The sequence below is a fragment of the Paenibacillus sp. NPDC058177 genome (assembly GCF_042883835.1).
GTDB classification, from domain to species: Bacteria; Bacillota; Bacilli; order Paenibacillales; family Paenibacillaceae; genus Paenibacillus_AQ; species Paenibacillus_AQ agri.
On the sequence record NZ_JBHVVB010000007.1, the window covers coordinates 59,479 to 78,092 of the forward strand.

Annotated in this window: 15 protein-coding genes; 2 read left to right on the plus strand and 13 right to left on the minus strand. The window is 49.0% G+C overall.

Going from position 1 to position 18,614, the window contains the following annotated elements; all coding sequences use genetic code 11:
- Positions 1 to 11: 11 nt before the first annotated feature.
- The 7 genes from ACFVU8_RS23810 to ACFVU8_RS23840 all read right to left on the minus strand — a co-directional run bounded on the left by ACFVU8_RS23810 (position 12) and on the right by ACFVU8_RS23840 (position 8,905).
- Positions 12 to 830, minus strand: a complete 819-nt coding sequence (locus ACFVU8_RS23810) for a DUF2785 domain-containing protein (RefSeq protein ID WP_387430590.1) — start codon at positions 828 to 830, stop codon at positions 12 to 14.
- Positions 831 to 994: 164 nt separating this feature from the next.
- Complete coding sequence (gene melA / locus ACFVU8_RS23815; protein WP_387430591.1) at positions 995 to 2,293, minus strand: alpha-glucosidase/alpha-galactosidase; 1,299 nt, start codon at positions 2,291 to 2,293, stop codon at positions 995 to 997.
- Between the two features lie 72 nt (positions 2,294 to 2,365).
- Positions 2,366 to 3,250, minus strand: a complete 885-nt coding sequence (locus ACFVU8_RS23820) for a carbohydrate ABC transporter permease (RefSeq protein WP_379468421.1) — start codon at positions 3,248 to 3,250, stop codon at positions 2,366 to 2,368.
- 15 nt (positions 3,251 to 3,265) lie between these two features.
- On the minus strand, positions 3,266 to 4,216 hold the full coding sequence (locus tag ACFVU8_RS23825; protein ID WP_387430593.1) for an ABC transporter permease: 951 nt from the start codon (positions 4,214 to 4,216) through the stop codon (positions 3,266 to 3,268).
- Complete coding sequence (locus tag ACFVU8_RS23830; RefSeq protein ID WP_387430595.1) at positions 4,198 to 5,877, minus strand: extracellular solute-binding protein; 1,680 nt, start codon at positions 5,875 to 5,877, stop codon at positions 4,198 to 4,200. The genes ACFVU8_RS23825 and ACFVU8_RS23830 overlap by 19 nt, the downstream gene beginning before the upstream one ends.
- Positions 5,878 to 6,093: 216 nt before the next feature.
- A complete protein-coding gene (locus ACFVU8_RS23835; RefSeq protein WP_387430597.1) occupies positions 6,094 to 7,116 on the minus strand; it encodes a response regulator in 1,023 nt (340 codons plus the stop codon).
- Positions 7,109 to 8,905 carry a sensor histidine kinase gene (locus tag ACFVU8_RS23840; protein WP_387430599.1) on the minus strand — a complete coding sequence of 599 codons (1,797 nt, stop codon included), beginning with the start codon at positions 8,903 to 8,905 and terminating at the stop codon, positions 7,109 to 7,111. Before ACFVU8_RS23840 ends, ACFVU8_RS23835 begins: the two co-directional genes overlap by 8 nt.
- A 291-nt stretch (positions 8,906 to 9,196) precedes the next feature.
- Between ACFVU8_RS23840 and ACFVU8_RS23845 the strand changes: the two genes are divergently transcribed.
- Positions 9,197 to 9,664: a MarR family winged helix-turn-helix transcriptional regulator gene (locus tag ACFVU8_RS23845; protein ID WP_066374506.1), complete on the plus strand. Its 468-nt coding sequence runs from the start codon at positions 9,197 to 9,199 to the stop codon at positions 9,662 to 9,664.
- 732 nt (positions 9,665 to 10,396) lie between these two features.
- On the opposite strand, the gene ACFVU8_RS23850 is transcribed toward ACFVU8_RS23845, so the two are convergent.
- The 3 genes from ACFVU8_RS23850 to ACFVU8_RS23860 all read right to left on the minus strand — a co-directional run bounded on the left by ACFVU8_RS23850 (position 10,397) and on the right by ACFVU8_RS23860 (position 12,958).
- Positions 10,397 to 11,896, minus strand: coding sequence for an MDR family MFS transporter (locus ACFVU8_RS23850; RefSeq protein ID WP_387430874.1), 1,500 nt, complete (start codon positions 11,894 to 11,896; stop codon positions 10,397 to 10,399).
- A gap of 10 nt (positions 11,897 to 11,906) precedes the next feature.
- Complete coding sequence (locus ACFVU8_RS23855) at positions 11,907 to 12,491, minus strand: GNAT family N-acetyltransferase (protein ID WP_387430601.1); 585 nt, start codon at positions 12,489 to 12,491, stop codon at positions 11,907 to 11,909.
- Between the two features lie 167 nt (positions 12,492 to 12,658).
- Positions 12,659 to 12,958, minus strand: a complete 300-nt coding sequence (locus tag ACFVU8_RS23860; protein ID WP_175372167.1) for a hypothetical protein — start codon at positions 12,956 to 12,958, stop codon at positions 12,659 to 12,661.
- Positions 12,959 to 13,180: 222 nt separating this feature from the next.
- On the opposite strand from ACFVU8_RS23860, the gene ACFVU8_RS23865 reads away from it, so the two are divergent.
- Positions 13,181 to 13,660, plus strand: a complete 480-nt coding sequence (locus tag ACFVU8_RS23865) for a GAF domain-containing protein (RefSeq protein ID WP_387430603.1) — start codon at positions 13,181 to 13,183, stop codon at positions 13,658 to 13,660.
- A 90-nt stretch (positions 13,661 to 13,750) separates the two neighbouring features.
- On the opposite strand, the gene ACFVU8_RS23870 is transcribed toward ACFVU8_RS23865, so the two are convergent.
- The 3 genes from ACFVU8_RS23870 to ACFVU8_RS23880 all read right to left on the minus strand — a co-directional run bounded on the left by ACFVU8_RS23870 (position 13,751) and on the right by ACFVU8_RS23880 (position 18,551).
- Positions 13,751 to 16,183: a glycogen/starch/alpha-glucan phosphorylase gene (locus ACFVU8_RS23870; RefSeq protein ID WP_387430605.1), complete on the minus strand. Its 2,433-nt coding sequence runs from the start codon at positions 16,181 to 16,183 to the stop codon at positions 13,751 to 13,753.
- 76 nt (positions 16,184 to 16,259) lie between these two features.
- Positions 16,260 to 17,363 carry a glucose-1-phosphate adenylyltransferase subunit GlgD gene (glgD, locus tag ACFVU8_RS23875; protein ID WP_066374518.1) on the minus strand — a complete coding sequence of 368 codons (1,104 nt, stop codon included), beginning with the start codon at positions 17,361 to 17,363 and terminating at the stop codon, positions 16,260 to 16,262.
- Between the two features lie 24 nt (positions 17,364 to 17,387).
- Positions 17,388 to 18,551, minus strand: coding sequence for a glucose-1-phosphate adenylyltransferase (locus ACFVU8_RS23880; RefSeq protein ID WP_379468438.1), 1,164 nt, complete (start codon positions 18,549 to 18,551; stop codon positions 17,388 to 17,390).
- Between the last annotated feature and the right edge of the window lie 63 nt (positions 18,552 to 18,614).

Here is an 18,614-nt window from a genome sequence, read left to right on the forward strand (position 1 = left end):
AAATTCATTTCTTAAACATATGGCTTCATAAGCTCTTGTCTGACCCGTCTGACCGCTTCAGCAAAGATTGGAGAGGAACGCACTTCCAAACGGAAATAAAGCGCGGCGAGAAAATTTTTAACATTAGAGATGATCTTATACTCTTCCTGCAGTTCTTTCGTTCTAACCCATTGCAGGAAACCGGTCAGCCACTCCTCGAACACAGCCCCTTCCAGCTCTTGATATTCCACAAGAGTCACAACCGCAGAAGTAAGACGCTCCTCCTCCATATTCGTGAAGACTGTAGCCTTGGTACATAGCACATTTCGGATAGAAACTAGTAATGCAATCATATCATCGGTAGATAAGACTTGCTGAGAGATTTCTTCTATGGCATCAGCAGCATGAGCTACCGCATGAGCCCAGCCCTTGCCTGCTACATAACCCCGGTAATCTTTTTCATCATTTAGAAATTGGACCAGCTTCTCTTGGATCGTTTTGATTTCAGTTGTAGTCAGGAAAGATGAGGTCCGGTTGGCCGTCAAAATTAAAGGAAGTAATAATACAGAAAAAGAACGTGTAAACACAGAATCTGTTCCTGTTTCACCAATCTTGTAAAACATATGCTGTTCATCCCAGGCGCTGTAAAGCAGAGTACGCAGTTGAACTGGCGTAAAGGTATTCTGCAATATCCATCGTGAGAACGTAGAGTAAATCAACGTATCCCTTAATTCACTGTCTGCCGAGCCTATGTTCTCCAGCATCAGCTCCGAGATTAGCATATAGTTGTAGTGCTCTGGCACCCGGTAATCATTCTCCATTATTTTTTTCAATTCTGATTTTAGGTTCATAGCTCCCCTGCCATTTCTTAACTTTTATTCCTATCATCTTAGACTTACGGAAATTTCCATTTAACGTTTCATGAATAAGTAAAAAAAGCCTTCCCCCGCAGAACATCTGCAGAAGAAGGCCTTTCACTTCAATAATTAATCACAGCTTGATGAAGAATTGCTTTCTATATGAATTCCGGAAGGAATTCTGCGCTTGCTTCCAGCATTTCATCAATCAGCGACCGAATCTGATCCAGCGAGAGCTCGGCGGCAGTATGCGGGTCAAGCATCGCCGCGTGGTAAATATGTTCGCGTTTACGGGTCAGGATCGCTTCAACGGCCAGCAATTGCATATTGACATTGGTCCGGTTGAGGCCAGCGCATTGCGGCGGCAGATCCTCTACTTTGCAAGGAGTGACGCCTTGGCTATCCACCAGGCAAGGCACCTCTACAACCGCATCTTGAGGAAGATTGCCGATCAGGCCTCCAGTGTTGAGCACATTACCAGCGATTTTAAACGGCACATCGGTCTCCATAGCCTCGATAATATAAGAAGCGTACTCATGGGTCCGTGAATGGGATACATCCGGGTTATTAACGAGGGAATCCATAACCTCCTGCCAATACTCCGTCTTGCTGTCTCCCCACGTCAGATACCAGTCTGTCGTGATATTGTACTGTTCAAGCAGCTCCGGCTGGCCACTTTTGATAAAGTACGGCATGTATTCCGCACTGTGCATGCTGGATTCCGTCACATAGTAACCAAAGGATTTCATGATCTCATATCGCACCATATCATCATGCGGGACTGGACGCTCTGCAGCACGGCGGCGAATCTCGGGATACAAATCCTCACCATTACGCGTAATTTCCAGCAGCCAGGCCTGGTGGTTGATCCCGGCAATTCGGTAGCGGACATTGTCCGTAGGCAAGTCTAGTCCTTCCAGCAGCTCTTTGGCACATACCTGTACACTGTGGCATAATCCTACACTCTTGATCTTCGAACCACGCAGTACCGCTCCCGTTACGATAGCCATTGGGTTCGTATAGTTAAGGAACCAGGCGTTCGGACACAGCTCCTCCATATCCCGTGTGAATTCCAGCATAGCGTATGCAGCCCGCAGACCGCGAAGAATTCCACCCACCCCAAGCGTATCCGCAACGGTCTGCTTCAGTCCATATTTATGCGGAATCTCAAAATCACTCTTAATCGTAGGCTCATACTGCCCAACAGAGATCGCATTAATGACATAGTCTGCCCCCCGCAGCGCTTCTCTACGGTCTGTATAAGCAGTCACTTGAGCGCGTCCGCCCAGATTGCGGCTGAGGTTCTTCAGCATTTTCTCGGAATTGAACAGCTTCTCATGGTCAATATCATGCAAGGCAATTTCCGCATCAGCTAGAGCCGGCGTAGTCATACAGTCACCCAGTACGTTTTTGCTAAAAATAGTGCTTCCTGCACCAATGAAGGCAATTTTAGTCATGAGGTCTTCCTCTACTTTCTGTTTATAAATTTGAGTAAATCTGATTTTTATAAGAGTAAACTTAGTTCACTGCTACCCCTTCACGCTTCCCATCACAATGCCCTGGCTGAAATATTTCTGCAGGAAAGGATAGACGAGCATGACAGGCAGCATCGCTACAAATACTTGGGCCGCCCGCGAGGTCCGGTCTGAAATGGCTGCCCATTGGGTCAAATCAGCCACATTAATCAGGCTCATATCCCGATTGACGATAATCGTCTGCAGATACGTCTGCAGCGGATAATGTGCAGGATTGTTCATGAGGATCAGACCGTCGAACCAGGAGTTCCAATGTGTTACGATGCAAAATAGGGTTAATGTTGCAATCGCCGGGGCAGATAATGGCACCGCTATTCTCCAAAGCGACTGCCACACTCCACTACCGTCAATCCGCGCGGCTTCTTCAATCTCCGGCGGGATGTTCTTGAAGAAGTTGAGCAGCAGTATGACGTTGAAAATTGGCACTGCCGCAGGCAATATAAGTGCCCAGAACGTATCCAGGATACCTGTCGCCCGAATCGTCATATACCAGGGAATCAATCCCCCGCTGAACAGCATCGTGATAATGAAATACCATACGTAATAATTGCGGAAGCGGAATGTGCCGCGCTCCTTGGACAACGGGTAGGCGACGAGTATGGTCAGCACCATATTGACCGGGACGCCGACCAGCACTCTTTTCACCGAAACCAGAAAGGACTCTACGAATTCCGGCTTCCCGACCACAAACCGATACGAATCCAAATTGAACTCCACCGGCCACAGACTAACCTTTCCGGCATTTACCGCCGTGCTTGAACTGAACGAAATCGCCAGCACATTAATTAGTGGCAGCAGACAGGCCAGCCCAAGCAGAATCAGAAAAGTGTAATTCAGAATGAGAAAGACGCGCCGTCCAGGGCTATTATGTCTATTCACAGGTCTCCTCCTTCTTTAAAAAATCTTGTACCCGGCAAAGCGATAGGCCAGCAGATAGGAGGCTCCTATCATGATCAGTGACACAACGGATTTGAACAGTCCCACTGCAGTAGCGACACCATAATTGGCATCCTGCATCCCGATTCTGAACACCAGCGTATCAATGATGTCTCCGCTAGGGTACACTTGGGCGCTGTACAGATTGAAGATTTGGTCAAACCCCGCATTCAGCACGTTGCCAAGGCTCAGCACAGTCATCAGAATAATGATCGGGAGCATACCAGGTAGCGTCACATAAAGCGTCTGCTTCCAGCGGCCAGCCCCATCTATCGAGGCGGCTTCGTATAAAGCCGGATTAATACCCGTTAGTGCCGCAAGGAACACGATCGTTCCATAACCGAATTCCTTCCAGGTATCCGTCAGCACCATGGTGTACGGGAACCATTTTACATCGCCCAGAAAGAACACAGGCTTGATGTGAAAGAAGCTAAGCAGGCTGTTGATTACTCCTGTTGAAGGCGACAAAATATCAATCAGAATACCGCTCAGAATGATCCAGCTCAGAAAGTGAGGGAAATAGATGATCGTCTGAATGCCGCGCTGAAACCAGCGGACCCTCACCTCGTTCAGCAACAGCGTTACTATTACCGGTACCAAGATTCCCGCAATAATCTTCATTAACGCGATAAATACCGTGTTCCATAGCACCTGATAAATGCCAGGAATATTCAGCATGTATTCAAAATTGCTCCAGCCCACCCAAGGCGAATGAAGAATCCCTTTGGCCGGACGATAGCGTTGAAAAGCCATCATAATCCCGGCCATCGGAATATAGCTGTAAATGAACACCAGCAGAAATCCTGGGAGAATCATCAGATGATAGGGTAGCTCTCGCCAGTTGGACCTACGTAATTTAGATCCCGGTACTTGCGGTTTCCCGGTTTTTCCTACCGCGACTTGTTCCATTCATTCACCTCTTTTGTAATGGCGCTGCCGCCAAGAGCCTTCCAGTTCTCCGCAAAGCGGTCAAATTGATTGAGGTCTCCACCCATGACAATTTGCGTGAAGGTTTCGAGCTGCTGCTTTTGCAGGGTAGCATTATGCTCAGTCATCCCGTCCGTAGGTGCGCCGAAGAACAGATCGTTTTGCAGCGTGTTATTCTTCGAATAACCTTCGAGTACAGAGAGCGAGCCCTTCTCACCATACATATTCAGAACACCAAAGTAATTATTGTCACCGTCAAGCGCCTTAACCGAGCTATCGTAGTATCCCTTCTCCTCCGGGTTCAGCTTGGAAGGATCCTTGGTCTTCAAGGCGTCAGTGACATGTAGATAGGCATCCAGATTCTTGCGCGGGGCTTCTCCGTATAACAGGGCGTAGTTGAACAATGCAGTCCCTTTCTCAGCATCCGTGTTGTAGATATCCGGCTCTGCAGTTTCACCCCAGAGTTTCTCAAGTGCCAGATTCAACAGTTTGACCGCAGCTTCCGGATGCTCCGCACCCTTCTTCACGACGTAGTACGAATTAATCGCAAAAGGCACCTGTGCTTTCGCCGGCTCCCCCGTCGCAGACGGAAGCGGTACGGCAATCCAATCCGCTTTCGGATCGGCGATTTTGCTATCCTGAAGCCAACCGGCTCCTGTATTCCAGAAGTAACCGTACAGCATGCCGACCTTGCCTGCCACGGCATCCTGATTTACTTTGCTAGGATCCTTGGTACCGAACTCCTTATCGAGCAAGCCATCCTTGTACATGCTCTGAAGGGCTGCCAGTGCAATCTTGATCTCCGGCTGAATGCTGCCATAAGCAAGCTCTCCATCCTTGTCGACCCAAATATTCGGATAAGCACCGTACCCGTTAAAGAATCCTTCTGCTGCGGCATAATAAGCCCCGGCATCCTTATCAGCGATATCCTTGTTAAGTCCAAGCCCGTACGTATCCTGCTTACCGTTCTGATCAGGATCGTTAAATGTGAAGGCTTTCGCCACAGACATCAGATCGTCCATCGTCTTCGGTACATCGAGTCCAAGATTCTTCAGCCAATCGGCCCGAATCCACAGCACATCAGCTTGACCAAGACCTGAACCCATCATCGGAAGGGCATACAGCTTATCTTGGAAGGTAGCTGATTTCAGCGCATTGCCTCCGTCCTCCGAGAGAATCTTCTGGGTAAATTCAGAAGCGGTACTGGAATAGAATGAAGTCAATTCTTCTATTTGTTCATCTTCTACCAGGCGCTTTAGCTGGGCCGCATTCACTTTCATAATATCGGGCAGCTGGTCTGATGCGATGGCGATATTCAGCTTTTGATCATATTGGGCTGTCGGCGTTGTCCAGTCATAGTTGATTTTGATCCCCAGTTCCTTCTCATAGGCACGGCTCCAAACGTTGTTCTGAAGCGACTCCCCTTCACTAAAGGTCATGCCATCCGAGATTGCGCGGACAGCTGTAACGGTAATAGCAGGATCATATTTACCCATTGGATCCATATTCCCGGCTTGCGGCTTTGACTCTTCGGGCGCATTGTTAATGCTTTTGGCTTCGTTATTATTGCCCGCACATGCCGTAGCCCCGAACATTAATGCCATCACTGTAATTCCGGTTACAAGCAGTTTTGCTTTCCCCACACGGACATCCCCTTTTTGTTTATGATAAGTACACTGTGATTATAGCAAGCGTTTACAAAAATGAGTGACAGGTTATCATTCTCGACTTGTATGAATTTTTTGTGCAATAAACTCTACACATTCCTCCTAAAAATCATCCACCTAAAAAAAGAAAAAAACCACGTAAGAGACCATGGTTTTGATGAGATGTGCAAAATATAGGCTGAAATAATAAGTTTACGAAGTAGATGTTTGTTTGAACTCACTGGGCAGCATCCCTGTCGCGTCTTTAAAAATCCGGCTGAAGTACCGCTGATCCGTAAACCCGCATTGTTCAGCAATCCAGTAAATGGGCTGGTTCGTGTAACGGAGCAGTTGCTTGGCTCGCTCAATGCTGACCCATTGCATATAGGACGTGAATGACATCCGCATGACTTCTTTAAAGGATATACTAAAATAGCTCTGGCTTAAGTTCACTTCTCTGGCCAGACCGGACTGCTTCAGCGGTTCCTCCCGGTCTTCCAGGATCAGACTGATGGCACGGATAATCGATACCAGAACCTCCTCATTGTAGCCGGAAGCCCGCAGCCACTTTTGCAAGCGTTGGCGCTGGATCACTAACCGGGATACGTTGTGGTTACCTGAACCACTCTCCGGTAAAAGATCGTTCTTTTCAAATCGGGGGAATGCCTGATGGACAAAATCATACCAATTCCCGATCACCGTCTGCAGGTCAAGTCCATTATTCTTCGCTTGCATGAAATCCATTAGACGCTCAAATTCCTCATCTGGAAACACCCATGCAAGTTTGTGCATTTCTTGATCCAACATCGCCGTCGTCATCTCAGGCGCTGCTCCTGAAGCCGCTGGTTCCACCTCTGCCTGATTGACAGCTGCAGCAATCCGGCCCAGTAGAGCATTCAGGTCTTGGTCCTCCAGCTGTGTTTTGACAATATAATCGATAGCGCCGAGGCGGAGTGCTTGCTGAATATAGTTAAAATCCTGGTGGCAGGTTAGAATAACCGCCTTGACTGGCGAATGGATCTCATTCAGATGTTCGATGAGTTCAAGTCCCGACATCCCCGGCATCGTAATATCCGTTACCAGCAGGCGAATAGAATGGGTGTGCATGAACTCCAAAGCCTTCTCGGCACTGGCTGCTTCCCCGACAATTCGAATGCCATGCTGCTCCCAGGGAAGCATAACCCGCAAGCCTTTACGGACCAGACCTTCATCATCGACTATGAGAGCTTCAATCATTCTGTACCCTCTCCTCCCTGATCACAGTAGGCAGCTTCATTACAATAGAGGTCCCCGCATCAGGATGACTTTCCACAATCCATTCTGCAGAATCACCGTAGTAAACCTCAAGCATTTTACGTACATATCGCAGACCGATCCCTAAGCCGGACCCTTGATCAATTCGTTCTTCACTTAACATCTCCGTCAGCTTCGCCGCCGGTATCCCGGAGCCGTTATCGCACACCTCAATCATAAGCGTATCCGAATTTTCCAGCACAGCAAGCACGGTAATCTCACCCTCATCTTGATTAAAAGCATGATATAGAGCGTTTTCAACAAGGGGCTGCAGAATAAATCTCGGCACCTGTATGTCCAGAAGCTCATCCGGAACTTGAATGTCCACGTTAAATATATGGTCATAGCGTATATTTTGCAATTCAATATAATCTTTCAAGGCGACAATTTCCGCCCTTAATTCGACTATAATATTCTGTTTGCCGAGATTATAATGCAGCACTCTTGTAAAAATCGTCACTAGCTGCGCTATGTTGGTCTGACCCTGCATACGGGCTAGCCATTGAATCGTATTCAAGGTGTTATGCAAAAAATGCGGGTTGATCTGCACCAGCAATTTCTCCACCTCGAGCTTGCCGCGCCGTTTCTCTTTTTCCTCTACGTCTGTAATCAGCTCATGTATGCGGTTTCGCATCTCTGTAATATTGTAAAGAATATGGTTAAATTCAACCAGCCCGGTATCGGTAGGAGGCTCAGCAACGCGCTGCTGCCTGAAATTCAAAATCTCATGATTTACCATACGCAGCGGCCGATAGACCATGCGCCAGACGCCCCAAGCCAGAGACACCCCAAACAAAAGCGACAAAAGCGAGAACAGAATAAACTGCGAAATCCATTTGTTGATTTCATGCTTGTAATCCTTCATAGGCACGAACTGATACAGCTTCCACCCATGTTGTCCCTTCGCTTCAAAAGCTTTATAGCCAGCGGGCAGCGGATGCGCCCCGTTAATGGCCGCTGATGAGATTTCCGGCAAGTTGCTGAATAACAATTCGCCGCTGTCATTCATCAGTGTGTAATAGAGATGATCCCCGGGAGAACGGCCAGAGGTATCGGCAAATTGATCGCTGAAGCCAACCACCTTAATCTCAATATATACATAGAGCGGCGGCCTCGGAGAATTCTCCAGCTTTCGCATCAATGAAAATACAAGATTGTTATCCGTTCGGGTAAGCGTGCGGTCAGGCCCATAATAGGAGAAATTACGCTGCTGAAATAACAATTTCAAGCGCTCTGGTTCGAATCCGGCAAGATCAGGTGAATTCGGAAACATCACTTTCTGACTGGAATCCGGAGAATAAAAGAACATGGCACCCAGATTGGGATTAGAGAAGTTTACATTGGCCATGGACGATGAGATATTCCTATATAGCGTAGAACGTTCATAAGGGGCCGTGCTATCCAAAAAGCGTACGACATCACGGCCAATACCGCCCTCTATGTCGAGGAGCTGGGATACCCGTTCCATTTCCTCGATTTTCCGTTCCAGCTCTTCTTTTTGCCATATCACGCTATTCTGCAAATCCTGATCGATCTTCTGCGTCTGTACGGTGTAAATCCAGCGGTAAGAAATAAAACCAATGACGACAATCGGAAAGATGGCCGCCAGTACCAGCACGAAGGCCAGCCGTCCCCGCAGCGACCGGAAATTGAAATAGGTTCGGTTTGAACGAAGCAAGACAACACTCCCTTTTTCTGCCCGCAAGCCAAGCTGATGACTCAAGTGTGTCACAAGTGAAACTTCCGTATATCCCCTCCATTATACCGTCCGAAGCCTGCAGAACAACCAAAAAATCTTTGCTTCATTGCGGAAAAAGAAGCGAAAATGGACCGGTTCAAAAAATTGTTTGATTTTTAATAATTAAAAGTGTGCTCATTGTGACAAATCACATGTTCTTCTGCGTTTCTTTAACGTATTGTAAAGTTATCTCAGGATCGCTGCACAGGTGACCCTAGCAATACAGGCATTGACATCGAACCGTGCGACGCGTTCACACGATTAACTTATAGAGGGTGGAGAGACATGATACAATCTTATGAACGTGATACTCAATTAACACTGCATTTGTACCGGGTATTCGCCAAGTCTTTCAAGAGCATCAACGAGCACGCCGTTACTGGTAGCAAGATCGAAGGCTTCAATCCGACAGCCTTCGCTGTTATGGAGGTTCTGTACTATAAAGGGCCGCAGCCAATCCAGCAGATCGGGGCCAAGCTTCTGCTGCAAAGCGGCAACGTCACCTACGTCATCGACAAGCTAGAGGAGCGTGGCTATCTGCAGCGCAAGCCTTGCCCAAGTGACCGGCGGGTGATCTTTGCCGAGTTAACGGCGGAAGGCGAACGCCTGATGAACGAGATGTATCCGAAGTATTCGGAGAGACTGCATCTTGCGTTCAGCGGGCTGAGCGACGAAGAGAAGGAGCAGATGATTGTGCTGCTCAAGAAGATGGGCCTACAGGCTGAGAAACTGTCTCCACTCCCTCGCAAGTAAGGGAATTGAGCAGTATAGCTGCACTCGGCCACGATGGGATTCTCGTCAAAGTGTACTAAATAAAATGTACCTCCGAGTACAGAACAAAAGGCTCTCATCCTTCCACCGTTTGCGAAGGATGAGAGCCTTTTGCCAAGCTTTAAAGTTAGTTTTTAAGGGTAATAAACAAGGATGAATTAAGTATGAATTCCGCTCCGCTTCCATCATTCAGCTGTGTATAGTTAATAAGGGCACTATATTAATCGAATGTAAATTCAAATAGAAGACCTGGCGTGATTCTGGTGAAGTTAGCACTGTAGGGTACAATCTCACCCTTGAACTGTCTTCTTAACAGTGAGAAAATGATCAATTTCCTCAACTAAGAGCATTTTTGTACCTTATATTCTCAAAATATAGATTAAATAGGAGAATAAGGTCATTATTGTATCTTATTTTCGAAAAACTACGCTGAAAGTACTATTTCGGAAGAATTAAGATACATTTTTGCCTCTAATCCCCACTTCCCCTTGACTGAAGGATAATTAAGATACAAAAATGTCGTTAATTGCACCCCTGACCCTAATTAGCTCTTCCCATGAAAATTAATGTACGATCCCGTATTTGATCTCCAAATGAGCGGATCTTTGGAACTATAAGATACCTTATCACCTTTGATTACAAAACCACGGTAACTTCACGTTTTGCACCATCTGTCTCAAATAAACTATCGGGACAAGCTTTACGCATGACACCTTACGCCTTCTTCAAAGACAGATCTTCCTCTGAAGCAGAAGGCACCCCGCTGCGGAGCCCAAAGCTGAAGATCAAGGATAAGACGGAAATCACGGCCATCACGATAAACAGGGAGTGAAGACCCCCTTCAAGTGCGCCACGGAGAGTAGTCCAGGCTTCTCCTGATAGGGAGCTCCCGCCATGAGGGTTCAGTAATTGGTTAATATCGCCTCCGGCGTTCTCCCCACCCGGCTGTTTCGACAGCAGGCCGTTAATCTTCAAATTAAGCCACGAACCAAAAATCGCCACACCGACCGTCTGACCCAACGAACGGGTAAATGTGTTCAAGGCTGTAGAAGCTCCGCGCTGTTCATGCCCTACTGAGGACTGGGCAATGATAGTGAACACGATCGAAGCAAAGCCGAAACCAACCCCGGCTACCGTCATCAGAATTAATAGCAGTGCCTGCGATGAATGCCCCGCAAGGAAGATTAACCCAACTACGCCTACAGCTATGAAAAAGGTGCCGATGAGACCTGCTCGGCGGGCACCCGCGCGGAGAATCATTCGACCGCCTGCGAAAGAACCAAATACCCAGGCTACGGACAGAGGTGCCAGCACTACCCCCGAAATCGTTGCACTTTGGCCCTTCACACCCTGTACCCAAAGCGGGATATACGTAGAGAGCCCGATAATAAGCATACTGACCAGTACATTAGCCACTGTGGATACGGAAATGTTCCGGATCCGGAATAGCTCCAGCGGAAGCATCGGCTCAGCCACACGTCGTTCTACCATGACGAACACAAATAGCAGGATTATAGATGCCCCTAAGATGGAGAGCAGCAGCGGCGAAGACCAAGGCAGATTTTGACCGCCGACAGTAAGCCCAAAGAGCAGCGCACTCATCCCGGCGGCAAACAGCAACACGCCTGCGACATCAATATGTGCTTTCCGGCGCACTTTTCCTTCCTTCAGATAACGCGCGATGAATACAATAGATAGCAGGCCAAAGGGCAGATTGAATACAAATACCCAGCGCCAGCTTAAATAATCGACGACATACCCGCCAAGGAGCGGGCCAATCAACGAGGAAATCCCCCAGACAGAACTTAGTAGTCCTTGTTTCTTGGCTCGCTCTTCAAGGTTGTAGATATCGCCCATAATCGTAAAGGTCATCGGAATCAGCGCCCCAGCGCCAATCCCCTGAATGGCCCTGAACACAATCAGTTGTTCCATACTTTGCGAAATCCCGCATAACAACGAGCCCAGCAAAAAGACCGCGGTACCGCCGATAAAGACAGGCTTGCGGCCGAACAGGTCGCTGATTTTGCCGAAGATTGGCGTGCTGACGGCCATAGCCAGCAGATAAGCAGTGAATATCCAGCTCAGCCATTGAATGCCCTGAAAATCACCGACGATCGCCGGGCCGGCCGGGCCAGTTACAGTACCCTCAATCGCAGCCAAAAAGGTAGCCAGCAGGACACCAATCAAAATAAGCCGGCGTTCTTTCTCTCCCATGTTGCTCAATTTAATCCGAACCTTCTCTCTCTAAGTAATCTCTCCGAAAGTCTTGACGGAGCAAGGCGTACAGAACGGAATCTTCATAACCTGAGGGGGTTTGACGGTACTGCCGCAGCAGGCCCTCGCGTTCGAAGCCAAGCGAAGACATCAGACGTGCAGCTCTCGTGTTGACCGGATGACACAGTGCCTCAATCCGGTTCAGCCCCATCTGCCCGAACCCGTAATCCAGCAGCAGCTTTAGCGCTTCTGTCATATAACCTTGTCCCCAAAAGGCAGGCGCCAGTTCACAGCCGATCTCACCGCGGTACGCACCGTCAAATTGCCAGTAATTGAAGCCGCAGCTACCGATAAGCTGTCCGCCGGGCAACACGATGCTCCAGCGCTTGCTCTCTTCCTCCAGCGCCATTTGCAGAAGGAGCGCCACCAGTTCCTGAGTCTCCTCCACGGAGACCAGCGGTGGAGCCCCCAGCCAGCGGGCAACACTGTGATCACTCCAGATGATATGCAGTGCAGCCGTGTCATCCATCGATAACGCCCGCAGCCTCACTCGGGTTCCTACAAGCTCAGGCATATCCTCATTGTGTGACTCCACGCTCTCGCCTCCTCAACTTTACTTATTATACATCAATTTGCAGACTTCTCTTGCAGAAGAGAGGGCATATCCATGAAAATGCTGTTCTGCACACAAAAACAGCGTCTGTAATCGGGCTGCAACTAATGCCCGACTATAGACGCTTATGTTTATTTATCTTTACCAGATTACCCTGTAGTTCCTGCCGCCTTGACCGGCTTCAGCACTTCCGTGCAGAGAACCCCCAGCTTGTCCTGTATAGCCTTGAATTCTTCAATGCCTGTGCCCGTGAGGCTGTAGGCATCATCATGGGCGGTCAGGAAATTCTCCTGGGTCAGCCTTTCCAGTTCCTGCTTCACTTCGCGTTCAGCCACCCGGTACCCTAGTTTCTCCAGTTCAGGCTGCATCCCCGCAATCGTTAGATCCTTCTCATGTGCAAAATAGAGCATGTGAATTCCTATGAACAAGTTCTGTACATCGGCGCGCATATTCCACTCCTTCCGGCCATGAGCCTTCGGTATTTATTAATGCATTACCCTTAGGTCTGCCAGCGGAAACATTGACCTGCATTTTCCAGTCTATGGATACCGGCTTGATCAAGTTTTCATGCTTCATCCGCTTAAGGCTTGACGTACCTTCCGGGCTGTACTATGTTGGTAGATACAGTTAAGGAATTATACTGACTCAAAGGTACAGGAAGGTGATACTTTATGTTTCAGGCTATGCCTTATGATGGAACACGCAGCGAGCGATTCGAGACGGTTCTGACTCAGCTCGTGGCACTCATCAAGGACGAACCGAGCGCAATGGCCAATCTGGCCAATGCCTCAGCACTGCTTAAACACGCTCTGCCGGACACGAATTGGGCCGGTTTCTACTTATTCGATGGCAACGAGCTGGTATTGGGACCCTTCCAGGGCTTGCCCGCCTGCATCCGTATTCCACTGGGCCGCGGGGTATGCGGTACAGCTGCAACTGAGCGCCGCACACTGGTCGTGGACGATGTCCATACCTTCCCAGGGCATATCGCCTGTGACGCCGCTTCTAACAGCGAGATTGTGGTTCCACTGATCAGAGGTGGGGAACTGCTCGGCGTTCTGGATATCGACAGTCCGCTCAAGGATCGTTTTGACGACGAAGAGCGCCGTTTTCTGGAACGCTTCGCAGCGATTATCGTGGAAGCTATCTAAGTTCTATCGTCTCATTAAAAACACAAAAGAACGGCTGCCCTCTCTATAGTGAGAGGCGCAGCCGTTCTTTTGTGTACTTATCTATTGCCACTAGAGCAGCACAGGGTGGATGTTCCAAATCTCGGACGCATAACGGCTAATGGTATTGTCACTGGAGAATTTGCCGGAATGACCGATGTTGATAATTGATTTCTTGATCCACTCCTTACGATTGCGGTAAGCGAGATCAATCTCGACCTGGGTCTCGACATAACTGGCAAAATCCTTGAGGACGAAGAACTCATCATTGTTATCCAGCAGCGAGTGATAGATAGTCTCAAATTCCTGAGTGTGACTACAGATTGGCCCTGGTGTAATCAACTGGTCCAGCACCTCTTTAACCCTGCCGTCACCATTATAGACATCCCGGGCGTTATAACCGCCATGCTGGTAATAATCGAGCACCTGCTCCGCCCGCAGGCCGAACAGGAACATGTTGTTGTCGCCCACCATTTCATGCATCTCCACGTTGGCCCCGTCCATCGTACCGATCGTTAACGCACCATTCATCATGAATTTCATGTTGCCGGTGCCGGACGCTTCTTTACTTGCTGTAGAAATCTGCTCGCTGACATCCGCAGCGGGAATGATCTTCTCAGCCAGGGAAACCGAGTAATTTTCCAGAAAGAAAATCTTCACCTTGCCTTTGATATCAGGATCATTGTTGACGACATCGGCCACGGTATTAATGAGCTTGATGATCCGCTTCGCCAGATGATAGCTAGGCGCAGCCTTGGCCCCGAAGATGAAGGTACGCGGCACCATATCCATCGACGGATTATCTTTGATCTGATTGTAGAGATGGATGATATGCAAGATATTCAGCAGTTGACGTTTATAGGCATGCAGCCGCTTGACCTGAACGTCAAAGATGGAATCTGGATCTACCCATACCCCATGCTTGCTGTTGATATATTCAGCCAGCCGGAGCTTGTTGCGGCGTTTGATACCAGCGATTTGCTCCTGAAAAGACGCATCTTCACAGTATTTGATCAGCCCGATCATCTCTTGCGGATGATGCTTCCAACGGGTGCCGATGGAGTCATTGATCAAGCCAGCCAATTCAGGATTAGCGTGCAGCAGCCAACGCCGGTGAGTAATTCCGTTCGTCTTATTGTTAAAACGATGCGGGTACATCTCGTTGAACAGCCGCATCTCACGCTTTTTCAAAATATCCGTGTGCAGCGCCGCCACTCCGTTCACACTGTGGCTGGCGACAATCGCCAGATGCGCCATCCGCACTTGATCGTCATGAATAATCGCCATCTGCGCGATGCGGTCCTGATCGCCAGGATAACGGCTCATCAGCTCACCACAGAAGCGGGCATTGATCTCCTCAATAATAAGGAAGATACGCGGCAGCAATTCTTTTACCATCTGCAGCGGCCACTTCTCCAATGCCTCGCTCAGAATGGTATGGTTCGTATAAGAAACCATCCGGGTCGTGATATCCCAGGCCTGATCCCAGCCAAATCCCTTCTCATCCATCAGAATCCGCATCAGCTCAGGGATTACCAGCGTAGGATGTGTATCGTTTATATGCAGGGCTACTTTATTCGGCAGCTCCTCATAGGGCAGACCCAGCTTCCCGAAGGTTCGCAAAATACTTTGCAGCCCTGCGCTGCACAGGAAGTATTGCTGCTTCAGCCGCAGCAGCTTGCCTTCATACTCTGTATCATCCGGGTAGAGGAACTCCGAGATGGATTCAACGGATCGTTTGTATTCCAAATATTTGTGATAATCTGTTCCGCCCAACACGCCAAGCGTCCGGGACGGCTGCGTAATCGACTCCGCGCTCCAGTTACGCAGCGTGTTCACATGCCTGTGATCAGCCCCAATAATGGGAATGTCGTAAGGCACCGCCCGCACAGCCTCGTAATCTTTATGCGTAAAGATCAATTCTCCATCCTTGGCATCCGTCTCCACCCGTCCCCAGAAACGCACCTCCACGGCCTTGTCTTCACGGCGTACTTCCCATACGTTATCCTTCTGCAGCCAGTAATCAGGCAGCTCCACCTGATACCCGTCAACAATCTTCTGCTCGAACAGACCGTATTTGTATCGTATCCCGCACCCATGTCCCGCATATTGCAAGGAAGCCAGCGAGTCCAGGAAGCAAGCCGCCAGACGCCCGAGACCGCCATTGCCGAGTCCCGCATCCGCTTCCTCCTCTTCAACATCCTGAAGGGTAAAGCCAAGGTCAGTCAGTCCCTCACGCACAAGTTCCAGCACACCCATATTCAACAGGTTATTGCCGAGAAGCCTGCCGATCAGAAACTCCATTGAAAAATAGTATACCTGCTTATCCTTATCAGCCTTGTACTTCTGGTTCGTATCCGCCCAATTACTTCCAGCGCGTTCGCGGATCATGCTTCCCAAAATATTGTAGACATCGGCGTTCGAAGCTTCTGCGAGCGGTTTACCCAAATTTCCGATGAGTCTCTCGCGGAACACTTGTTTGAAGGTTTCTTTATCGTTAAACAACAGATGGTTCCTCCTAACAATGCTTTTTTAGTAAAACAACCGACAGACAACAACCGGATTACCCGGGTTCCTCCTGCTAAATCTTGCTGCTCTTGGCGATGACGAATGGACGTTTATGATCTCCGACAAGGATGCGTTCCCTGCTGAGATGGACGTCCTTATCCATAATGACATTCTCGATGACAGCATCCTCTTCAATCACACATTTCTGCATAATGACCGAGTTGATAATCCTTGCACCCTTTCGGACCTGTACTCCGCGGAAAATAATGCTATTCTCCACCGTGCCGCCGATAATGCAGCCGTTGGCCACCAGCGAGTTGCTGACATTCGCGCTCTCCAGATAACGGGTTGGCGCTTCATATTTGATCTTCGTCTGCACCGGATTCTCCCGGAACAGGCTGAAGTAATTGTCCTGCCGGAGCAATTCCAGGCTGTTCTTATAATAGCTCTCCAAAGAATTGATAACAGCATGATAACCATGGTATTCATAGGCGGCAATTTTGAGCTTGTGGCGCTGCTTCTGGATGACATCCCGGAAGAAATAACTCTCCCCATGGGCGATGCAGTATTCGACCTTCTCCAGAAACAGTTCTTTTTCCATAATAAAAATATCAAGATAGAGGTTGGGGTGGTCCTTCTCGTGGTGAATTTCGGTGACCTGTTGATCTTCATCGCATTCGATGCGCCGGCACAGATCATGCTCCGGCTGGAGATGCTCGATTTTCTTATAGACGAGCGTAACATCGGCGCCCTTGTCGAGGTGATAGCGATAGAGATCCTGAAGGTCGATCGTATTGACGTGCTGGCTGCCCGAGAACACGATGTATTTGGCGGAAGCCCGCTTAAAGAAATCGAGATTGTTGTGGTAGTGCTGGAGGTCTCCTTGTGAGGTGTCGGTCGGGTCGTTCCAGTCCGGAGGCAAAATAAACAGTCCGCCATGCTTGCGGTTCATATCCCATGACTTCCCGTCTCCCAGATGGTCCATCAGCGACCGGTATTTGCGGCGGACGAATAGCCCCACACTCTCCAGATCTGCACGCATCATATTGGAGAGCACAAAGTCAATCAGGCGGTAACGGCTGGCAAAAGGCACGGCTGCGCCGCAGCGGAAATAGGTTAGCTCATTCAGCTTGTCGAGTTCATGATCCAAATTGATTACACCCATCAGTTGCTTCATCGGATTCCACCGTCCTCTACATGGTTATATGGTTTTGGCTGCAACGGAAATACGCTTTTTGCTTCTATCGTCGACCAGCAGAATTTCTTCCTCATTCTCCCGCTGGGTGCCAATCTCCATATAATCCTCAATCACCGTGTTCTCGCTGATGATTGCCTTGTGTATCCGTACATTCTTGCCGATCTTGACCTTGGGCATGATCACCGAATCCGTGATTAGACTGCCCTCACCGATCTCCACGCCGTAAAAGAGCACCGAGTGCTTAACCTCACCGGAGACGATGCAGCCCTCGTTAATAATGCTGCCGGAGACATTAGCTCCGGGAGCTACATATTGGGCAGGTTGGTTCGGATTACGGGTAAAGATGCGCCAGCCGGGATCATTGAGATTGAGCGGCGGCTCGTCGCTGAGCAGGTCCATGTTTGCTTCCCAGAGACTGGTCACTGTGCCCACATCCCGCCAGTAGCCTTCAAACGGATACGCGTAGAGCGATTGGCCGTCCGCCAGCATCAGGGGGATGATATCCTTGCCGAAATCATGAGAGGAATCAGCGTTCTCCCCATCCTCCAGCAGATGCCGCCGAAGCACTTCCCATTTGAAAATATATACGCCCATTGAAGCAAGTGTGCTTTTGGGCTTCGCAGGCTTTTCCTCAAACTCGTAAATCTTAAAGTCGTCCTCCGTGTTAAGTATGCCAAAACGGCTGGCTTCCTCCAGCGGAACGTCGATCACCGAGATCGTGCAATCGGCCCCCCGCTCCTTGTGATATTGAAGCATAGCGTTGTAGTCCATTTTATAAATATGGTCACCCGAGAGAATCAGCACGTGTTCCGGGTCAAATTGATCCACAAATTTGAGATTGCGGTAAATCGCATCCGCCGTTCCCCTGTACCAACTGCTTCCGTTCTCCCGCTCATGCGGCGGCAGCACGAATACCCCACCGTTCTTGCGGTTCAAATCCCAATCACTGCCTACGCCAATGTATGAGTGCAGTACAAGCGGTTCATATTGCGTGAGTACCCCCACCGTGTCAATTCCCGAATTGGAGCAGTTACTCAAAGGAAAATCAATAATGCGATAGGTCCCCCCAAAATAAACAGCTGGCTTGGCAAGTGATTTGGTCAATCCCTTCAACCTTTTCCCTTGGCCTCCTGCCAATAGCATGGCTACCATTTCTTTTTTCTTCATGGAAGAGCCTCCCTTGACTTATGGGTATCAAAGCTTCTGCAGTAAATAAGGTTGAGTGATTAA